This window comes from Pseudomonas sp. PSE14, from assembly GCF_029203285.1.
Lineage (GTDB): Bacteria > Pseudomonadota > Gammaproteobacteria > Pseudomonadales > Pseudomonadaceae > Pseudomonas.
In genome coordinates, this window is record NZ_CP115669.1 from 1,367,037 (window position 1) to 1,387,225 (window position 20,189).

Annotated in this window: 17 protein-coding genes; 9 read left to right on the top strand and 8 right to left on the bottom strand. The window is 65.9% G+C overall.

Features of this window, described 5'->3' with window-relative positions; all coding sequences use genetic code 11:
* Window positions 1–10: 10 nt before the first annotated feature.
* The 5 genes from O6P39_RS06355 to O6P39_RS06375 all read right to left on the bottom strand — a co-directional run bounded on the left by O6P39_RS06355 (window position 11) and on the right by O6P39_RS06375 (window position 5,747).
* Window positions 11–763: a transporter substrate-binding domain-containing protein gene (locus tag O6P39_RS06355; protein ID WP_275610550.1), complete on the bottom strand. Its 753-nt coding sequence runs from the start codon at window positions 761–763 to the stop codon at window positions 11–13.
* A gap of 1 nt (window position 764) precedes the next feature.
* Window positions 765–1,439 (bottom strand): lysoplasmalogenase, encoded by a 675-nt coding sequence (locus O6P39_RS06360; protein ID WP_275610551.1) that lies wholly within the window; start codon window positions 1,437–1,439, stop codon window positions 765–767.
* Window positions 1,440–1,536: 97 nt separating this feature from the next.
* Entirely contained in the window at window positions 1,537–1,932 is a 396-nt protein-coding gene (locus O6P39_RS06365) for a protease inhibitor I42 family protein (RefSeq protein WP_275610552.1), read from the bottom strand.
* Between the two features lie 502 nt (window positions 1,933–2,434).
* On the bottom strand, window positions 2,435–4,834 hold the full coding sequence (gene lon, locus O6P39_RS06370; RefSeq protein ID WP_275610553.1) for an endopeptidase La: 2,400 nt from the start codon (window positions 4,832–4,834) through the stop codon (window positions 2,435–2,437).
* A gap of 106 nt (window positions 4,835–4,940) precedes the next feature.
* A complete protein-coding gene (locus O6P39_RS06375) occupies window positions 4,941–5,747 on the bottom strand; it encodes a helix-turn-helix transcriptional regulator (RefSeq protein ID WP_275610554.1) in 807 nt (268 codons plus the stop codon).
* Window positions 5,748–5,834: 87 nt separating this feature from the next.
* Here O6P39_RS06375 and O6P39_RS06380 point away from each other — a divergent pair, with 87 nt between their 5' ends.
* From O6P39_RS06380 to putP, 3 genes are all read left to right on the top strand, one after another.
* On the top strand, window positions 5,835–6,698 hold the full coding sequence (locus O6P39_RS06380) for an ATP-binding protein (RefSeq protein WP_275610555.1): 864 nt from the start codon (window positions 5,835–5,837) through the stop codon (window positions 6,696–6,698).
* A gap of 104 nt (window positions 6,699–6,802) precedes the next feature.
* On the top strand, window positions 6,803–7,552 hold the full coding sequence (locus O6P39_RS06385) for an AraC family transcriptional regulator (RefSeq protein ID WP_275610556.1): 750 nt from the start codon (window positions 6,803–6,805) through the stop codon (window positions 7,550–7,552).
* A gap of 787 nt (window positions 7,553–8,339) precedes the next feature.
* Entirely contained in the window at window positions 8,340–9,857 is a 1,518-nt protein-coding gene (gene putP, locus O6P39_RS06390) for a sodium/proline symporter PutP (protein ID WP_275610557.1), read from the top strand.
* Window positions 9,858–10,072: 215 nt separating this feature from the next.
* Here putP and O6P39_RS06395 read toward each other — a convergent pair whose 3' ends face one another.
* Together O6P39_RS06395 and O6P39_RS06400 are read right to left on the bottom strand one after the other, a co-directional pair.
* On the bottom strand, window positions 10,073–11,269 hold the full coding sequence (locus O6P39_RS06395; protein WP_275610558.1) for a sugar transporter: 1,197 nt from the start codon (window positions 11,267–11,269) through the stop codon (window positions 10,073–10,075).
* A 207-nt stretch (window positions 11,270–11,476) separates the two neighbouring features.
* Complete coding sequence (locus tag O6P39_RS06400; protein ID WP_275610559.1) at window positions 11,477–12,391, bottom strand: LysR substrate-binding domain-containing protein; 915 nt, start codon at window positions 12,389–12,391, stop codon at window positions 11,477–11,479.
* 140 nt (window positions 12,392–12,531) lie between these two features.
* Between O6P39_RS06400 and O6P39_RS06405 the strand changes: the two genes are divergently transcribed.
* From O6P39_RS06405 to O6P39_RS06415, 3 genes are read left to right on the top strand one after another with little or no spacing between them, the layout of a single operon-like run.
* The gene (locus O6P39_RS06405; RefSeq protein WP_275610560.1) at window positions 12,532–13,170 is read left to right on the top strand and encodes an NAD(P)H-dependent oxidoreductase; all 639 of its coding nucleotides are present in this window, start codon (window positions 12,532–12,534) and stop codon (window positions 13,168–13,170) included.
* Window positions 13,170–13,478, top strand: a complete 309-nt coding sequence (locus tag O6P39_RS06410; protein WP_275610561.1) for a multidrug efflux SMR transporter — start codon at window positions 13,170–13,172, stop codon at window positions 13,476–13,478. Before O6P39_RS06405 ends, O6P39_RS06410 begins: the two co-directional genes overlap by 1 nt.
* A gap of 48 nt (window positions 13,479–13,526) precedes the next feature.
* A complete protein-coding gene (locus tag O6P39_RS06415; protein ID WP_275610562.1) occupies window positions 13,527–13,748 on the top strand; it encodes a VF530 family protein in 222 nt (73 codons plus the stop codon).
* Between the two features lie 179 nt (window positions 13,749–13,927).
* Here the strand turns inward: O6P39_RS06415 and O6P39_RS06420 are convergent, their stop codons facing one another.
* Window positions 13,928–16,945, bottom strand: a complete 3,018-nt coding sequence (locus O6P39_RS06420; RefSeq protein ID WP_275611899.1) for a transglycosylase domain-containing protein — start codon at window positions 16,943–16,945, stop codon at window positions 13,928–13,930.
* A gap of 382 nt (window positions 16,946–17,327) precedes the next feature.
* Here O6P39_RS06420 and O6P39_RS06425 point away from each other — a divergent pair, with 382 nt between their 5' ends.
* From O6P39_RS06425 to O6P39_RS06435, 3 genes are all read left to right on the top strand, one after another.
* On the top strand, window positions 17,328–17,573 hold the full coding sequence (locus O6P39_RS06425; RefSeq protein WP_275610563.1) for a hypothetical protein: 246 nt from the start codon (window positions 17,328–17,330) through the stop codon (window positions 17,571–17,573).
* Between the two features lie 101 nt (window positions 17,574–17,674).
* Window positions 17,675–18,352, top strand: a complete 678-nt coding sequence (locus tag O6P39_RS06430) for a class I SAM-dependent methyltransferase (protein ID WP_275610564.1) — start codon at window positions 17,675–17,677, stop codon at window positions 18,350–18,352.
* Window positions 18,353–18,668: 316 nt separating this feature from the next.
* A complete protein-coding gene (locus O6P39_RS06435) occupies window positions 18,669–20,051 on the top strand; it encodes an amino acid permease (protein WP_275610565.1) in 1,383 nt (460 codons plus the stop codon).
* The last annotated feature ends 138 nt before the right edge of the window (window positions 20,052–20,189 follow it).

Sequence of the window (20,189 nt, forward strand, 5' to 3'; positions counted from 1 at the left end):
ACTGGAAAGCCTATTCCACAGCTACTCCGTATCCTTGCATCAGTGGTTTCCACTGTTCGTTCTGACGAAACTCGCGCAGGCCGTCATCGAGCTCGGCAAGACGCTCCCTGACCGACTCCAGGCGCGGGTTGAGAGCGACGTACATAGGACGTTTATCGGCCAGTTGCCCGGCGGCACGAACCTGCCCGGACAAGCGGTGACGATGCAGGTAGTGCTCGACGATCTGGCTGTCCTCGAGCAGCACGCTGATGCGGCCGAGCAGCAGCTTCTGGATGTTGCGCTCCAGCACCCGCTCGCCGCTGAGCACTTGTACCTGCTCGTGATCGTCCAGGTGGCTGTCACGCCAGGCGTCCAGTTGCGCGCCGTAGGAGTAGCCCTGGGCAAGGCCGATGGACTGGTCGTCCAGCGACGCCGGGCCCTGGTAGTGCCACTGGCTGTCGGCGCGGGTGTAGAAGCGCATGGTCACCCAGCCGATGGGCTCCTGGCCGATCGCCAGGCTTTCCGATTCTTCCGGGTAGGCGCCGACCACGCCGTCCACCAGCCCTTCACGGGCCATCTGCAGGGCGCGTGGCCAGGGCAGGGGTTCGAAGGCCGGGGGCTGGTTCAGGATGCGGGTCAGAGCTTCGAGCAGGTAGCCGGGCTTGTCCGGATTATCCGGGCAGATGTAGGGGCACCAATCGTCGCCGGCCAGGCGCAGCGGCTCGTCGGCATTGGCGATCAGTGCGTTGCACAGGAGCAGAGCCGGCACAGCGAAACGCAGCATGTCAGACTCGGGTAGTGGACTGTCCCAAGGAGTATGGCAGAGCCTGATGACGACTTGTGACGGATGCCGCGATGCCGAACTGGCCCAGCCAGTAGGTGAGCATGATGGCGTAGGAAGAGCCGTCGAAGGCGCCGACGAAGCGGCTGATGCCGATCATCGCGTCGGAGCTGACGAACAGCAGGGCGCCCACGGCGGCGAGGTTGCGGCTGGCGGCCGGCAGGTCGGCGCAGCCGAGGCGGGCGATGGCGCGCCAGAGCATGCAACTGATGGTCAGGCTGTAGAGGGCGATCGGCAGCAGCAGCGGGCCGAGGCCCCGGCTGTAGAGCAGGGCGAACAGACCGCCCCCCAATAGCGCAGCGAACAGCAGGCCCGCTGGAGCCAGGCGGCGAGTATCACCGAGGTAGGCGGTCAGATAGGCCAGGTGCGCCAGCAGGAAGGCAGCGAGCCCCGGGACGAAGGCATTGACCGGCCATTCCAGCAGGATGTCGCCGAGCATCGACAGCACCAGGCCCAGCGCGACCCAGCGTCGATAGGCGTCGGCCGGCGTGCTCAGCACCCAGAACAGCAGCGTGAGCACTGGCAGCGGCTTGCACAGCATGCGCAAGGGCGGCAGGTCGAAGGTGACAGCAAGCAGGTAGGCGATGCCGCTGATGAGTGCCAGAAATGCCCAGCGCATGGGGTTCCCTCCCTTGGAAATGAGCGTCCACTGTGCCGCAGTACGCGCTACCTCCACAGGCCGCAGGCGTCAGCGCGAGCGGCTTATGGCGCCGGGGTCAGCGTACGGCAATGGGGCAGACGAAGGTCTGCGCAGGCGCGACTTCCGGCTCCCAGGGGCGGCGATAGGCCAGTTCCAGTTTGTCCTCGCCGGCGCCGGTCACGCGGAAGCGCCAGGTGGACTCGCCGGCGCTGCCGACCAGGCCTGCGTCTTCCGGGTTGCTGTAGACCTCGGGGCCGAGGCTGCGCAGCAGGCCATTGGCGGCGTTGCGCATTTCCCAGCGGAAACCGGTGGTGGGGTTGCTCGGCAGGATCAATACCAGTTCCTGACCTTCGTGCAGCTTCAGGGGCTTGCAGTCACTGGCGTCTTCCAGGGTGACCACGGGTTTGGACTGCCCGGCGCAGCCGGCGAGCAGGGCCAGGGAGAGGGGGAGCAACAGGCGGTACGACGGCATGACGACTCCTGGGGTGGGGACCAGACTGGCCGCAGGATATCGCAATCGGGGGAGGAGGGAAGAAGACTACGCGATGGCTGTCCTCCTGTAGGAGCGGACTTTGTCCGCGATGCTCTTTGTTTTGTGTCGGTATTTCTGCGTCGCTTCGGTGTGGGCTGAGAGATTTTGTTTCGCCTCTCGGCGAGTCCCTTTTGTCAAACGCCACAAAAGGAACCAAAAGGTCTTGCCCCTCCATCCGGTTTTTCGCTTGGGGCGAAAAATGCCCTCGTTGAACCGAAGTTTCAGGGGCACGCCGCGAAGGGCCATCCTTGGCCCATCGCGGCTCTCGCGACATCCATGTCGCTCAACCCCTGAAACTCCGATTCAACGAGGCCTCCTGAAAGGGGCGCTCCGGAGTTCGCTGAGATTTCTCTGGAAGTCTTCAAGCGCTGGAGCCAGAGCCTTTGCGGTGCGCGCTTGTGCAGGAGCGGACTCCGTCCGAGATTTGCCCAGCGCCAATCAATCAGCCGGGAAACAACACCTTCGCCACATCGCCATAACGACGGGCGAAATGCACCGTCAGGCCTTCCTTGAGGTACTCCGGAAGTTCCTCGAAGTCACCACGGTTGGCTTCCGGCAGGATCAGCTCGTAGATCTTCTGCCGGCGTGCGGCGATCACCTTCTCGCGCACGCCGCCGATTGGCAGCACCTGGCCGGTGAGGGTCAGCTCGCCGGTCATGGCCACGCCTTTCTTCGGCGCCTGGTTGCGCGCCAGGGACAGCAGGGCGCTGGCCATGGTGACACCCGCGCTGGGGCCGTCCTTGGGCGTGGCGCCCTCGGGCACGTGCAGGTGGACGAAGGCCTGGTCGAAGAAGCTGGTGTCGCCACCGTACTTGTTCAGGTGCGAGCTGATATAGCTGTAGGCGATTTCCGCCGACTCCTTCATCACGTCACCCAACTGGCCGGTGAGCTTGAAACCGCGATTGAGCGTGTGGATGCGTGTGGCTTCGATCGGCAGGGTGGCGCCGCCCATGCTGGTCCAGGCCAGGCCGGTGATCACGCCGATGCCGGAGAGCAGCTGTTCGGTGCGGAACACCGGCATGCCGAGGTAGTCCTCCAGGTCCTTGGCGCCGATCTTCACCACCGATTCCGGGTCTTCCAGCAGCTTCACCACCGACTTGCGCACCAATTTGCCGAGCTGTTTTTCCAACTGGCGCACGCCTGCCTCGCGGGCGTAGCCCTCGATCACCGCGCGCAGGGCCGCGTCGTTGATCGACAGGCGGTTCTTCGGCACGCCAGCCTTTTCCAGTTGCTTGGGCCACAGGTGGCGCTTGGCGATGGCCAGTTTTTCCTCGGCGATGTAGCCGGACAGGCGGATCACCTCCATGCGGTCGAGCAGCGGGCCGGGGATCGAGTCCAGGGTGTTGGCGGTGCAGACGAACAGCACCTTGGACAGGTCCAGGCGCAGATCCAGGTAATGGTCGAGGAATTCGACGTTCTGTTCCGGATCGAGCGTCTCCAGCAGCGCCGAGGCGGGGTCGCCCTGGTAGCTGCTGCCGAGCTTGTCGATCTCGTCGAGCATGATCACCGGGTTCATCACCTGAACGTCCTTGAGCGCCTGCACCAGCTTGCCGGGCAGGGCGCCGATGTAGGTGCGGCGGTGGCCCTTGATCTCCGCCTCGTCGCGCATGCCGCCGACGCTGAAGCGGTAGAACGGCCGCCCCAGGCTTTCGGCGATGGATTTGCCGATGCTGGTCTTGCCCACGCCGGGCGGGCCGACCAGCAGCACGATGGAGCCGGCGATCTCACCCTTGAAGGCACCCACGGCGAGGAACTCGAGGATGCGCTCCTTCACGTCGTCGAGGCCTGCGTGGTACTTGTCGAGCACCTTGCGCGCGTGTTTCAGGTTGAGCTTGTCGGTGCCCAGCAAGCCCCAGGGCACCGAGGTGGCCCAGTCCAGGTAATTGCGGGTGACAGCGTACTCGGGCGAGCCGGTCTCCAGGATCGACAGCTTGTTGAGCTCCTCTTCGATGCGCTTCTGCGCCTGCTCGGGAAGGACCTTGCCCTCCAGGCGGGCGCGGAATTCGTCGGAATCGGCGCTCTTGTCGTCCTTGGTAATGCCCAGCTCCTGCTGGATGATCTTCAGTTGTTCCTTGAGGAAGAACTCGCGCTGGCGTTCGCCGATCTTGCGGTTCACCTCGGCGGACAGCTCCTTCTGCAGGCGCGCGACCTCCACTTCCTTGCGCAGCAGCGGCAGCACCTTCTCCATGCGCTTGAGGATCGGCACGGTATCCAGCACTTCCTGCAGCTCGGCGCCCGGCGCGGTGGTCAGTGCAGCGGCGAAGTCGGTCAGCGGCGACGGATCGTTCGGGTTGAAACGGTTCAGGTAGTTCTTCAGCTCTTCGCTGTACAGCGGGTTGAGCGGCAGCAGTTCCTTGATCGCGTTGATCAGGGCCATGCCGTAGGCCTTCACCTCGTCGCTCGGGTCGCTGGGGGTATGCGGGTACTCCACTTCCACCAGGAAGGGCGGGCGGTGGCGCTTGATCCAGCCGCGGATGCGTACCCGCGACAGGCCCTGGGCGACGAATTGCAGCTTGCCGCCCTCGCGGCTGGCATGGTGCACGCGCACCAGGGTGCCGTGCTCGGGCAAGCTGTTGGGATCGAAGTGGCGCGGGTCTTCCGGCGGGTTGTCCATGAAGAACAGCGCCAGGCTGTGGTGCTCGGTCTTGGCCACCAGCTCAAGGGTTTCCGCCCACGGCTCCTCGTTGACGATCACCGGCAGCACCTGCGCCGGGAAGAACGGGCGGTTGTGGATCGGAATGACATAGACCGTGGTCGGCAGGCTCTGGCCGGGCAGCACGAGCCCGGTGTTGCTGACCTCTTCGGCGCTATTGATATCGTGAATCTCGTCGTGGTCGCTCATGAGGCACCTGACTGATTGGACATGACAGTCTAGATGGGGAAGCCGGAGCGGGGTTTCAATCCCATGTTTTGAGTGGATGTTTCGAGTCGATGTTGCAGGAGATTGCTTACGGCCGGATTAGCGGGCGCGGCCGCAGGAAGTCGCTGGGCGGCCGGCCGAACTGGCGGCTGAACATGGCACTGAAGGCGCTGGGCGTGCTGTAGCCGACTTCCAGCGCCACGCTCAGCACGCTCTCTCCCAGCGCCAGGCGCTCCAGGGCCGCCAGCAGGCGCGCCTGCTGGCGCCATTGGCCGAAGGTCAGCCCGGTTTCGCGGAGGAACCAGCGCTGCACCGTCTTGGCGTCCACGTTCGCCTGCCGCGCCCAGTCGGCCAGGCCGGCGTGCTCGCCGGGGTGGCGCTGGATGGCCTGGCAGAGCGCGCGCAGGCGCGGGTGCGCCGGCAGCGGCAGGTGCAGCGGCAGCACGGGTTCTTCGCGCAATTCATCCAGCAGCAGGCCGAGGACGCGGCCGTCGCGGGAGTCCGGCGTCACTTCGCCGCTGATCGACAGTGCGACCAGGATCAGCTCGCGCAACAGCGGCGACACCGCCAGCACGCAGCAGCTCTGCGGCAGGTGCGGGGCGCTGTCCGGCTCCACGTAGAGGGTGCGCACCTGCACGTCGCCGACCATCCGCGTCCAGTGCTCGACGCCGGCGGGTATCCACAGGCCACGATTGTCCGGCACCACCCACTGGCCGCTGGCGCTGCCCACCACCAATACGCCGCGCACCGCATAGAGCAACTGCGCGCGGTGATGGCTGTGGGCCGGTACTTCATGGCCGTCGGGGAAGTCCAGGGCGACGGCTGCGACCGGGCTGGCGGCCCGCTCGTCGCCATGATCCAGCACTGAGCCGTCTGGGATGTCCTTTTTACGCATCTGGCTGCCTGTTTATCGTTAGACGGCCACTTTCACCCATCGCTAGGCTGCTGGCCAGTCCCTATTCCTGCCTCGATGATCTTCGCCATGACCGATATGTCTGCCATCGCCGAACAACTGGCGCGCATCGCCCGCCTGCTCGAACAATCCCTGCCGCAGCGCTCCGAGCTGGCGCTGGAGGAGGGTGCCATTGCCCACTTGTGGGAATACCGCCAGGGCCAGCCGCGCCTGATGCCGGTAAGGGAGCCGGCGTTGATCGCCTTCGACGACCTGCGCAACGTCGACCGGCAGAAGGCGCTGATCGAGCAGAATACCCGCCAGTTCGTTGCCGGCCGCCCGGCCAACAACGTGCTGCTCACCGGCGCACGCGGCACCGGCAAGAGCTCGCTGGTGAAGGCCTGCCTGCACGCTTTCCAGGCCGAAGGACTGCGCCTGATCGAGGTGGACAAGGAGCACCTGGCCGACCTGCCGCAGATCATCGACCTGCTGCGTCATCGCCCGGAGCGCTTCATTCTGTTCTGCGACGACCTCTCCTTCGAGGACGGCGAGACCGGCTACAAGGGCCTGAAGACGGTGCTCGATGGCTCCGTGGCCGGGCAGTCCGGCAACGTTCTGATCTACGCCACCTCCAACCGTCGCCACCTGCTGGCCGAGCGCGCCGAGGACAACCTGGCCTTCCAGCGCAGCGAAAGCGGCGAGCTGCATCCCGGCGAGGCGGTGGAAGAGAAGGTGTCGCTGTCCGAGCGCTTCGGCCTGTGGATATCCTTCTATGCGTTCAACCAGGAGCAGTACCTGGAGGCGGTCGCGCGCTGGCTGGAGTCCCACGGCCTGGGTGGTGTGGAGCAGCTCGAGTGGGAGCAGGCGGCGATCCGCTGGGCGACCCACCGCGGTTCGAGGTCCGGGCGGATCGCTGCGCAGTTCGCCCGGGATTACGCCGGGCGCCGGCCGTAGATACGGCGGAAGGCCATGCGGCGCAGAGGTGCAACCCGACGAGCTGAAACTGGGCAGGTAGGTGCAACTCGCGTAACATGCGCAAAATTTGATCAGTTCGCGCCATGTTCGAAACCCGCCTCGCCCGTCTGTCCGACCAGACCCATCAGCATGCCCATGACCATCACCAATTAGTGATGTCGCTCAGTGGTCGCGCGGAGTTCGAGATCGACGGCCGGAGCGGCGAGGTCTGCCGGATGCGCGCCTGCCTGGTGCCGGGGGATGTGGGGCACGAATTCGCCGGCGTGGGCGACAACCATATGCTGATCGTCGACCTCGACGAGGCCAGCATCGGCGAGCAGGACCGTGACCTGCTGGCGCGTCTGTTCGAGGCGCCGCGCTATCCGACCCTGGATGCCGATTTCCAGAACCTGCTCAGTTATGCCGGCGCCGAGATCGCCCGCTACGGCAACGACCCGCTGCTGGCTCGTGCCCTGGGCGGCGTGCTGCTGCGCGCCCTGCACCTGCGCCTGTTCGGCGAGGTGGCGGCGCCGCGCGGTGGCCCCCTGGACCTGGAGCGACTGGATGCCTATATCGGCGAGCACCTCGCCCGGCGCATCACGGTGGCCGAGCTGGCGCAGGTCGCCTGCCTGAGCCCCAGCCAGTTCCATGCGCAGTTCAAGGATCGGGTCGGTCTTACGCCCCATCAGTACCTGCTGCGCCAGCGCCTGGACCGGGCCGCCCGTCTGCTGCGCGAGAGTGATCTGCCGCTGGTGCGGGTGGCGGGGGAGTGCGGCTTCTCCAGTCAGAGTGCGCTGACCACCACCATGCGCCGTTACCTGGGACTGACGCCGGGCAACCTGCGACGCAGCTGAATTCCTCGTTTCCGGTCGATTCCAATGCTGACCAAATGGTCAGCTGGCGCTCTGCCGGTGTCGGAGTCTTTTGCAAGAAATCCGGAGTTTTCAGCAAGAAATCCATGGGTGCAACCCATAGAGTCCGCCAACCGCGTTGCTGGTAGTCCAAGGTGCAACCCGGTCAGACCAAGAACAACATCCAGCTCGATACGCGGGAGGGCAGCATGCCCATCACCGGTTTTGTCTTCGCCTGTAGCGCGCCTGCACCTGGCTGCGCCACTCTCTCCACGGCCCGGCCCGCAGTGCCCGCCCGTGGTCTCGCGCTGTCCGCCCTCGGACCAGTGGCGCAATCGACTCCCCAGCTTTCTGTACAATCCGCGCCCTCGTGCGCCGGCCACCCCCTGCCGCTTCTCAATGCGCGCGTGAGCACAGTTCTGAACGACTCCGGTGAATGCCACCGCCTGCCCCGTATCGTGTGGCGCGCAGGGCTTCATCGGAGTGCAGGCGTCATTTCCGGCGCCTGAAGGATCACCGGGCGTCGCCCGGTAAACGGCCCGCATCTCGCTTATCCGCGAGGTCGGGACGAAGGTCGCCGTGGTGAGACGGCGGCCGCAGGACATCGCCAGCATGGACGAGGGCGGGCCTGCGTCGGGATGCGTAGCGGTTCGGTGCCCGTTGGCGCCACGCGCAACCCGGTTTGCCTGTGAGCAAGCGCTAACCGGTCGGCGTCAACCACGCCGGCTGCCAGTCAAGGGCACGCGTTACCCAGCGTGCCTGGATAAAAACAAGCTGCAGGGGAGTCCCCATGAGCGTCAACACGCCAACACTGATCACCTTCGTGATCTACATCGCTGCCATGGTTCTGATCGGCTTGGCCGCCTATCGTTCCACCAACAACTTCTCCGACTACATCCTCGGTGGCCGCAGCCTCGGCAGCTTCGTCACCGCGCTCTCGGCCGGCGCCTCGGACATGAGCGGCTGGCTGCTGATGGGCCTGCCGGGCGCCATCTTCCTGTCGGGCATCTCCGAAAGCTGGATCGCCATCGGCCTGATCTGCGGCGCCTACCTGAACTGGCTGTTCGTCGCCGGCCGCCTGCGCGTGCACACCGAGCACAACGGCAACGCCCTGACCCTGCCGGACTACTTCAGCACCCGCTTCGAGGACAACAGCCGTATCCTGCGGGTGATTTCCGCGCTGGTGATCCTGGTGTTCTTCACCATCTACTGCGCTTCCGGCATCGTCGCCGGCGCCCGCCTGTTCGAAAGCACCTTCGGCATGTCCTACGAGACCGCCCTGTGGGCCGGTGCCGCCGCGACCATCGCCTACACCTTCGTCGGTGGCTTCCTGGCGGTGAGCTGGACCGACACCGTGCAGGCCTCGCTGATGATCTTCGCGCTGATCCTCACCCCGATCATCGTGCTGTTCGCCACCGGTGGCGTGGAGCCGACCTTCGCCGCCATCGAGCTGAAGGACGCGGCCAACTTCGACATGCTCAAAGGCGCTTCCTTCGTCGGCGTGATCTCGCTGATGGCCTGGGGCCTGGGCTATTTCGGCCAGCCGCACATCCTGGCGCGCTTCATGGCCGCCGATTCGGTCAAGTCGATCCCGGCTGCCCGCCGCATCTCCATGACCTGGATGATCCTCTGCCTGGGCGGCGCGGTTGCCGTGGGCTTCTTCGGCATCGCCTACTTCCAGGCGCATCCGGAGCAGGCTGGCGCGGTTGGTGAGAACCACGAGCGCGTGTTCATCGAACTGGCGAAGATCCTCTTCAACCCGTGGATCGCCGGCGTGCTGCTGTCCGCCATTCTCGCCGCGGTGATGAGCACCCTGAGCTGCCAGCTGCTGGTGTGCTCCTCGGCGCTGACCGAAGACTTCTACAAGGCCTTCCTGCGCAAGAACGCCAGCCAGCTTGAGCTGGTGTGGGTCGGCCGCGCCATGGTGCTGCTGGTGGCGCTGATCGCCATCGCCCTGGCCGCCAATCCGGAAAACCGTGTCCTGGGCCTGGTCTCCTATGCCTGGGCCGGCTTCGGCGCCGCCTTCGGTCCGCTGGTGCTGTTCTCCGTGCTGTGGAAGGGCATGACCCGCAACGGCGCGCTGGCCGGCATCATCGTCGGTGCGCTCACCGTGATCGTCTGGAAGCAGTTCGGCTGGCTCGGCCTGTACGAGATCATCCCGGGCTTCATCCTCTCCAGCGTCTCGATCGTGGTGTTCAGCCTGATCGGCACCGCCCCGTCCAAGGCGATGATCCAGCGTTTCGAGGCCGCCGAGGCCGAGTACGCGGAAGCCACTCAGTCGGCCGGCACTCCGGTGACCAGCCGCTGAGTCGTCGCTGAATGAAAAAAGGCCGCGCTCCCGAAAGGGGCGCGGCCTTTTTGCTTTTCGTAGGAGCGAGCTTGCTCGCGAACCGCTTGCTGCCTTGGGTGTCCGGTGGGGTCGCGAGCAAGCTCGCTACAGGCTCAGCCTCGGCTCCGAGTCTCTTGTAGGAGCGCGCCATGATCTCACGCAGACAAAAAAGCCGCTCCTTGGAGCGGCTTTTTTCAATGTGAAGTGTGCCCGCTGCTCAGCGCCGCCGCATAGCGCCAGCAGGCGAACAGGCAGAGCAACAACCCGACCACCGCCAGCGCGCCGCCGACGTAGCCGATCCATTCCAGACCCACGCCCGCCGCCACGCGGCTGCCCAGCAGCGCGCCGCCGCCGATGCCGACGTTGTACAGGCCGGAGAACATCGCCATGGCCACATCGGTGGCGTCGTGGGCCAGCTGCAGCACCTTGGCTTGCAGCGCCAGGCCGAAGCAGAGGATCGCCGCGCCCCAGAACAGGCTCAAGACCAGCAGCGCCACCGGCGAATGCGCCAGCGGCAGGAGCAGCAACAGGCTGGCGCCGAGCACGGCGATGGCAATGCAGGGGAAAACGCGCGGGAAGCGTTCGCTGTAGCGGCTGAAGAGGATCGAACCGAACAGTCCGGCGCCGCCGAACAGCAGGAGCAGCAGGGTGGTGCGCTGGCTGTCCAGCGCCGCGACTTCCCGGGCGAAGGGCTCGATGTAGCTGTAGGCGGTGAACTGCGCGGTGATCACCAGCACGGTGAGCACGTACATCGACACCAGCGCTGGGCGGCGCAGCAGCAGCGGCAGGCTGCGCAGGGAGCCAGAGTTCTGGCTCGGCAGCAGCGGCAGCGAGCGTGCCAGCCAGAGCACCACCACCACCGAGACACCGGCGATGGCGAGGAAGGTCGCGCGCCAGCCCAGCGCCTCGCCCAGTACGCGGCCCAGCGGAATGCCCAGCACCATTGCCAGGATGGTGCCGGTGGCGAGCAGGCCGAGGGCTTTCGCCTGCTGGCCCGGCGGCGCCACGCGCACGGCGAGCGAGGCGGTGATCGACCAGAACACCGCGTGGGCAAAGGCGATGCCGAAGCGGCTGAGCATCAGCACGCTGAAGTTCCAGGCGACGCCCGAGAGCAGGTGGCTGCCGATGAACAGGCAGAAGATCACCACCAGCAGGCGGCGGCGCTCCATGTTGCGGGTCAGCAGCATCAGCGGCAGCGAGGTGAGGGAAACCACCCAGGCGTAGAGGGTGAGCATCAGCCCGGTCTGTTCCGGGCGCATGTCGAAGCTGCGACCGATATCGCTGAGCAGCCCCACCGGAACGAACTCGGTGGTGTTGAAGATGAAGGCGGCGAGGGCCAGGGCGATGACGCTCAGCCAACTGCCGGTGTGGGTGGGTTGCGTGCTGCTCATGGGAATCCTGAGGTGAGATGGGGCTCAGGCCGAGTCCCCCGGCCATGCGCGGTGCGCTCCGGAGCCGATGGGGCGGAGTGCGGGCGGGCAAAGAGGAATCGTTATAGGTATGGGGGATGCGGCGGATGTGATTCTACCCACGGCCGCCGCGCCGTGCACGGCGAACGCCCACCTGTGCGGGCACAGCGGCAAACGCCTCGACTAGCCTCAGGCGGCGTTGTCGATCAGCGGATCGGCTGCCTGGGCCGCTTCCTCGGCCAGCCAGTCGAGGAAAGCGCGCACCGGCGGATGGCGCTCGCGGCCCGGCACGCAGAGCGCGGTATAGCGGGCGCCGGGCACGTTGATTTCCGGGCGGTAGGGTACGAGAAGTCCTTTCTCCACGGATTCCGAGACCAGCAGCGAACTGGCCAGCACCAGCCCCTGGCCGGCGATGGCCGCCTGCAGGGCGTAGAACTCTTCCTCGTATTCGCGCTGGATCGCCTGGGTCAGCAGGCACTCCTCGCCGGCCGCCGCGCACCAGGCCTTCCAGCCGCGTTCGTAGAGCTCGGAGTTGTACCAGCGCACGCTGATCATCTCCGGCACTTCCACGTCGGCGGTGGCCACCAGCGCCGGCGCGCCGTACACCGCGAAGCGCTCGCCGAGCAGGAACTGGCTGTGCATGCGCGGGTAGTCGCCGAAGCCGTAGCGGATCGCCAGGTCGACACTGGCGTCCTGCTGCAGGTCGAGCAGTTCGCACTGGCTGTCCAGGCGCAGGCGGATGTGCGGGTAACGGGCGTAGAAGCGCCCCAGGCGCGGCACCAGCCAGAGGGCGGCGAAGGCTGGTGTGGTGGATATCGTCAGGCTGCTGGCGCTGCGCTGTGGGCGCAGGCTGTCCACCGACTGCGAAACCTCCAGCAGCGCGCCGTGCAGGCTGCGGAAAAGTCGTTCGCCGGCTTCGGTCAGGCGCACCTGGCGCGGCAGGCGCTCGAACAGCGGCAGGCCCAGCCAGTCCTCCAGCGCGCGGACCTGATGGGACACCGCCGTGGGTGTCACCGACAGCTCCTGGGCGGCGGCCTTGAAGCTCAGCTGACGCGCCGCGGATTCGAAGGTGCGCAGGGCGGGAAGGGGCAGGTTGGCGAACATGATGCTCTCCATGGATGAGCTGGATTCATCTCGGTGGAGTTTCCCTCAGTTGTCCGCAGGGCGCCCGGAAAATAGCTTTGGCGGCAAGACGGAGGTGGATTCGAGACCTCTGCAGTGTATACCCACTCGAGGAGCTATAGATGAACAGGATTCTTGCCATTCACGCCAGCCCGCGCGCCGAGCGCTCTCATTCCCGGCGCCTGGCCGAGAGTTTTCTCGCCGCACTACCGCAGGCCGAGGTCACGCGCCGCGAGGTCGGCCGCGCCAGCCTGCCGCACGTCAACGAAGCCTTCATCGCGGCGGCCTTTCATCCCGAGCCGAACCATCGCCCGCTGACCATGCAGGCCGACCTGGCGCTCAGTGATGAACTGGTGGACGAGTTGTTCACCCACGACCTTCTGGTGATCTCCACGCCCATGTACAACTTCAGCGTGCCCAGCGGCCTCAAGGCCTGGGTCGATCAGATCATCCGTCTCGGCCGCACCTTCGACCTGCACGTGAATGATGACGGGGCCGAGTACGAACCGCTGCTCAAGGGGCGCAAGGCGCTGATCGTCACCAGCCGTGGCGGCGCCGGCATGGGCCCGGGCGGCGAGCTGGAGTGGATGAACCATGCCGACGCCTGGCTGCGCGTGGCGCTCGGCTTCCTCGGGATCGAGGATGTACGGGTGATCGCCGCCGAAGGCGAGGAGGGCAATCCCGATGCCTTCCAGGCGTCCTACCAGCAGGCCGAGCGGGAACTGGCCGATCTCGCCGAGAGCGAGTGGGTGAGGGCGTGATGGCCTGGGCGATGCTGATGGTGGCGGCGGTGTTCGAGGTGATGTTCGCCGTGTCGATGAAGTACGCCGAGGGCTTCACCCGGCCGTTGCCCACCGTCGTGACGGTGCTGGCGGTGATCGGCGGGATCTTCTTCCTCACCCTGGCGATGCGCCAGTTGCCAGTCAGTATCGCCTACCCGATCTGGACGGCGATCGGCACCCTGGGCACGGTGATGTTCGGCTTCCTGCTGCTGGGCGAGGCGCTGACCCTGACCAAGTTGCTGTCGGTAGCGCTGATCATTGCCGGGGTGGCCGGGCTGCGGGTCTGACGGCTTGGTGTTAAGGTGCGGCGGATTCTCACCTGTCGAAGCCGGACCATGACTGAAAAACCGAAGAACCCGCTGCACGGCGTGACCCTGGAAGCCATCCTCAACCGCCTGGTCGAGCAGTACGGTTGGGAGGGGCTGGCCAAGCGCATCGATATCCGCTGCTTCAAGAACGACCCGAGCATCAAGTCCAGCCTGACCTTCCTGCGCCGCACGCCTTGGGCGCGGGAGCAGGTGGAGGGGTTGTACGTGAAGACCGTCCAGGGCAAATAACGGCGCGGCTTTTCGTAGGGTTCAGGGATGTATCGGCGCCGGGGTGTTTGACGTGGATGGCGTCGGCCAGCGAACTCAGAGCTTTTCGTAGGAGCGAGCTGGCTCGCGAACCCGGCTGGACACTCATGGCGTCCGGCTGTTCGCGAGCAAGCTCGCTCCTACAGGGCTGGCATCGGTGTTTACCGCCAACTCACCCGCAGATTGTCGATCGGCGTCTGGCACCCGGTGCTGATCCCCGGCTCCAGGTAACTCTGCAGCATCGGCGCCATGCCCTTGAGCACCTGCACCGGCAGGGCCGAGGTGAACTTGAAGTTGTCCGACTCGCTGCCGGCCACGTAGGCGGTGAGGGTGCCGAAGTGGCGCGGGCCGAGGTAGAACACGAAGGTCGCGGTGCGGTTCATCGCCTTCGAACTCTTCACCCAACCGCTGCGGGTCACGCTCTCGATGCGATTGTCGCCGGTGCCGGTCTTGCCGCCCATCACCAGCGCGCTGCCGTCGGCCAGCTTGAAGCTGCCGGACAGGCGCCGCGCGGTACCGGCGTCCACCACCTGGGACAGTGCGGTGCGCAGGGCCTGGGCCACTTCCGAGCGCATCACCTGGCGACCGGTGTTCGACTGCGGGCCGAGGCTGGCTTCGTACGGCGTGTTGGCGGCGAAGCGCAGGCTGTCGATGCGCAGGGTCGGTAGGCGCACGCCATCGTTGAGGATGATCCCCATCAGCTCGGCCAGCGCCGCGGGGCGGTCGCCGGAGCTGCCCAGCGCGGTGGCCAGCGACGGCACCAGGTGGTCGAAGGGATAGCCCAGGCGCTTCCACTGCTCATGCAGGTCGAGGAAGGCTTCCACCTCCAGCATGATGCGGATGCGCTTGTCCCGTGCGTACTTGTGCCGCGACTTGAACAGCCAGCCATAGACCTGTTTGCGTTCTGCCACGCTGGCCGCCACCGCGTCGTTGAAGGTGGCCGCCGGCTGCCGCTGCAGGTAGCCGAGCAGCCAGAGTTCCAGCGGGTGCACGCGGGCGACGTAGCCCTGGTCGTTGAGGTCGAAGGCGCCCGGACCATAGTGCGTGTAGAGGTCGGCGATGCGCTTGTCGGTCAGCTTCTCGCCCACGTACTTGCCTTTCTTCAGGCGGTCCTGGAGGAAGGTGGTGAAGGTCGGCAGGTCTGCCTGCGGTTGCAGGTAGCGGTGGATCGCCGCCAGCCGCACCGGCCAGGCGCGCAGGCCGTCGAGGAAGGTGTCGAGGCGGTCATCGGTGGTCTTGCCCTTGTATTTCTGCCAGAAGCGCAGCAGGTAGACCTGGCTTTCCTTGTCGACGAAGCGGTTGAGGTAGTCCTCGCGCCGCGGGTCCTTGTCGTTGGCCAGTACGGCGACCTTGCTGCCTTCGTTGGAGTACATGTCGTGACGCACCAGGTCGCGCAGCAGGCGCACGAAGGGCAGGTTGATCGACTCGCGCAGGGCATCCTGGATGGTCGGGATGCGGCCGTTGTCCTCCTTGCGGAAGTTGCTGAAGGTGTGGATGCCGCCGCCGGTGAAGAATGCCTCGTAAGGGCTGGCGGAGTACTTGCGTTGCATGGCCGCACTGAGCATGTCCGGCAGGTTGCGGTCCTTGGCGGCGATCAGGTAGTCGATGGCCCAGCGGCTGAGGAAGTCGATGGGCTCCACCTGCACCTTCTTCAGGTCGGCGGTGCTCATCGGCGCGTACTGGTCGTGCAGGTCGGCGATGGTTTCCAGGTAGGTGGACAGCACCCGCAGCTTGGCGGTGGAACCCAGCTCCAGCTTGCTGCCTTCGTTGATGTCGAACGGCTGCTCGGTGTTGTCGGTCTGCACGCGCACGCGATTGCCGCTGGCGGTGCGCTCGAACAGGGTGAAGCTGTAGCGCACGTCCTTGGTCTTGTCCTCGGAGAGCAGGTGCTCGCCGAACAGCCCGATCTGCGCGGCGAACTCCGGATCGGAGAGGTGCCGCAGGTAGGCGGTGACCTGTTCCTGCAGCTCGTGCTGCAAGGTGGTGGTGAAGGACAGGTCGAAGCGGTCCAGGTCGTACAGCGGCACGTCGAGCATCCCGGCCAGGCGGGTACGCGCCAGGGTCACGCCCTTGTTGTTCTCCAGTGGGGTGACGGTGGGCTGGTTGCGCGGGTCGCGGAAGACCAGTTTCTGTTTCAGCGCCGCATCGCTCAGCGAGGCGGAGACGACCCCGGACTGGGCGAGCAGGCGCAGGTAGCTGTCGGTCAGCCCGGACAACTGGTCGCGGCCACGGGCCAGGTACCAGGAGGGGCGGCGGTGGGCAATCATCAGCGAGATGACCTGGCGCAGCGCCTTGCCCTGTTCGACCAGCGAAACGCCGCTGGCTGGCGGTGCGCTGAGGAGTTGGTTGACCTGCTGGTAGTCGGCGCCGTACCAGATCCACAGGCCGTCCGGCAGGCCGCTGACTTCGCCATAGCCCGGCTGTGCCGAGAGCGGCACCGAGTTGAGGTAGGTGAGCACCACGTTGCGCCGCGCCGCCAGGTTTTCCGCGCCGCCCAGGTAGGTGCGCACGCTGGCCGACGCCATCTGCCGCAGCTTGTCGGTGATGGAGTTGGTGCGGCCGTCCTCGGAGTGCCGGTACTTCTCGATCTGCGTGGCCAGGGTGCTGCCGCCAGGGGCGTGGTTGCCCATGCCGACCAGCTTGCCCACCTGCGCCAGCGAGGCCTGGGTGAAGCGGCTCCAGTCGATGGCCGGGTTCAGATAGGGGCGCTGGGTGTCCAGCAGGTCGCGGTTCTCGATGAACAGCAGGCTCTGCACGATCAGCGGGGAAATGCTGTCGAAGTTGGCGTACAACCGCTGCGGGTAGCGGAAGGCGTAGATCGGCAGGCCGCGGCAGTCGGCGATGTCCACGCCGGCCTGGATCTTCTCCGGATACGGCGGGAACAGGCCGTGGCCGGCGTATTGCATCAGCGGTTCGGAGAAGCGCGCCTGGCTCAGGGTGATGAAGTTGCGCTGGTGCAAGCGGTCGAGGAAGGTCGGCAATTGCAGGTAGCCGAGCCTGCGGTCGAACGGCCCGCTCTGTGGGTACACCACCGCGCTGCTGGGGCCTTGCGACAATTGCCAGGTCAGCTCGCCGGCGTAGCGCGCCAGCTCGCGCGCCTGCAGCTTGGAGGTGTGCGCCTCATAAAGCAGCGCGGCACCGATGGTGGCGAGCAGCGGCAAGAGGAAGAGAAATAGCAGCAGGAAACGGTGATGGTGAACTTTTGTCGGGGAAATACCGGGCTCCGAGCGACCCGGTTGAGCTGCATCATTATGCGTACCGGAATGCTTCGAGCTATCCATTTCACGACCTGCCCATGCTCAAACCACAGCCTAGGTAAGCGGACTCCGCCCACGTGACGACCGGCGCCCCTCCCGACGCCGCGAAAGCCCTGAGATAGCGGCTTTCCTAATTTCCAGCGTAGTAGGCGGCGAAAATTCTGCGCGCCGCGCTGCACCCTTCCGCGCCCGTCGGATTGATTTGCCGACGGCCAGCAGGTGCAATAGGCGGGTCTGCCAGGTTTTTGCCGTACTGTACCCCGGCCTTGGCAGCCCCTGATTTCTTCGACAGGACTTTCCGGCCATGCGTTCGTTTTTTCTGCCCGTCGCGTCCCTGCTGCTGATCTCGCTCAGCGCCATCGCCGCGCCCGTGCCGTTCTACAAGTGGCAGAGCAAGCTGGACGGCCGCTATGCCTGCCAGCAGACCTCGCCGGGGGACGGCTGGCAGAAGATCGGCGGGCCGTTCCGCGACGCCGGTTGCCGCGAGATGCTGCCGCAGACCCCGCCGCCCAAGGGATTGGCGGTGCCCAAGGGGTGGAAGACTCAGTGACGGGGCGCGGTAGGGGATACTTTTCTTGCTTCGATCTCTGGGCGGTTCGCAGTCGAGATTCGTAAGGCATGGCATCACCGGATGCTCAATAGGAGGATTCCATGACCGACCAGAGCGCCCGCATTCGCCACAGTTGGCAGGCCAACGCCGATGCCTGGACCCGCGCGGTGCGCGAGCAGCGCATCGAGAGCCGGCGCCTGGTGACCGACGCGGCGATCCTCGACGCTGTCGCCGCCGGGCCCGCGCGCCGCGTGCTGGACATCGGCTGCGGCGAAGGCTGGCTGTGCCGGGCCCTGGCGGAGCGGGGCAGCGAGTGTGTGGGGGTGGATGCTTCCGCGCCGCTGATCGAGGCCGCGCGCCAGGCGGGTGGCGGCCGCTTCGAGGTGATGGACTACGCCGGACTGATCACCGAGGGGGAATCCCTGGGGCGCTTCGATACGCTGGTCTGCAACTTCGCCCTGCTCGACGAATCCATCGCGCCGCTCCTCCTGGCCCTGCGCGAGCGCCTCGAACCCGCCGGCCGCCTGCTGATCCAAACCGTGCATCCCTGGTCCGCCTGCGGCGACGAGCCCTACGCCGATGGCTGGCGGCTGGAGACCTTCGCCGCCTTCGGCGAGGCCTTCAGCGCGCCGATGCCCTGGTACTACCGCACCCTGGAGTCCTGGCTGGCGCTGCTCGCCACCAGTGGCTGGCGCGTGCGGCAGCTGCGCGAGCCGCGCCATCCCGAGAGCGGCAAGCCTTGCTCGTTGCTGCTGGACTTGCAACCGCTGGCCGGCTGAGTAGCGCCGGGTTGCACCTGGCGCGACGAATCGTCCCTACGCCTTTGGTCAAAAGGCACCCTTTTGGGGCAGACGTCTCCGGCGGACTTGTGTAAATTCGGCAGCGACCTCAGCCGTGGTCCACTCCCGCAATGCCCACGTCCACTCCACAAGAGCGGGCAGCCTCTTGCGGTGTGCCGTCCTGGAATCACCAGAATCTTCCGCCCCCTGTGCCGAACGGCGCGGTGGCGAAGCTTTTTTCCGGCGTTTCCGCATCCCGACTGTACTTCGAGTCCGCAGCTGATATTCCCCAAGAACAAAATGAGGTTGCATCACCATGTCGTCCCACGATCTCCAGCGGGATCTCAATGAGCGGCACATCCGTCTCATGGCCCTGGGCGCCTGCATCGGCGTCGGCCTGTTCCTCGGCTCCGCCAAGGCCATCCAGATGGCCGGCCCGGCCATCATGCTCTCCTACATCATCGGCGGTCTCGCCATCCTCGTGATCATGCGCGCCCTCGGCGAGATGGCCGTGCACAACCCCGTGGCCGGCTCCTTCGCCCGTTACGCCCAGGACTACCTCGGCCCACTGGCCGGCTACCTGACCGGCTGGAACTACTGGTTCCTCTGGCTGGTGACCTGTGTCGCGGAAATCACCGCGGTGGCCATCTACATGGGCATCTGGTTCCCTGACGTGCCGCGCTGGATCTGGGCGCTGGCCGCGCTGGCGAGCATGGGCACCATCAACCTGGTGGCGGTGCGTGCCTTCGGTGAGTTCGAGTTCTGGTTCGCCCTGATCAAGATCGTCACCATCGTCGCCATGATCCTGGTCGGCGGCGGCATGATCATGTTCGGCCTGGGCAACGACGGCATCGCCACCGGCATCTCGAATCTCTGGAGCAATGGCGGCTTCATGCCCCACGGCATCACCGGCGTGCTGATGTCCTTGCAGATGGTGATGTTCGCCTACCTGGGCGTGGAGATGATCGGCCTGACCGCCGGTGAAGCGAAGAATCCGCAGAAGACCATCCCCGGTGCGATCAATTCGGTGTTCTGGCGCATCCTGCTGTTCTACGTGGGCGCGCTGTTCGTGATCATGTCGATCTACCCGTGGAACGAGATCGGCACCCAGGGCAGCCCCTTCGTGATGACCTTCGAGCGCATGGGCATCAAGACCGCCGCCGGCATCATCAACTTCGTGGTGATCACCGCCGCGCTGTCGTCCTGCAACGGCGGCATCTTCAGCACCGGCCGCATGCTCTACAGCCTCGCCCAGCATGGCCAGGCCCCGGCCGTGTTCGCCAAGACCTCCAAGGGCGGCGTACCGCGTAACGCGCTGCTGCTGTCCATCGCTGCGCTGCTGCTGGGCGTGCTGCTGAACTACCTGGTGCCGGAAAAGGTATTCACCTGGGTGACCTCCATCGCCACCTTCGGTGCGATCTGGACCTGGGCGATGATCCTGCTGGCCCAGCTGAAGTTCCGCCGCGGCCTCTCCGCCGCCGAAGCTGGCAAGCTGCAGTTCAAGATGTGGCTGTACCCGGTCAGCTCCTACCTCGCCATGGCCTTCCTGGTGCTGGTGGTGGTGCTGATGGCCTTCTTCGAGGACACCCGCATCGCGCTGTACATCGGCCCGGCCTTCCTGGTGCTGCTGACGGTGCTGTACTACGCGCTGAACCTTGCTCCCAAGACCGAGCAGGGCGGTGCCGCCAGCCGTGCGTGAGTGACGGTTGAGTGAATGAAAAGGGCCTCTTCGGAGGCCCTTTTCTTTTGCGCGCCGACTACCAAAGGATCAGGATTCGTAGGGCGTATAACGTTCAACGTTATACGCCGTTTGACCTTGGCTTCAGGACACTCGGAT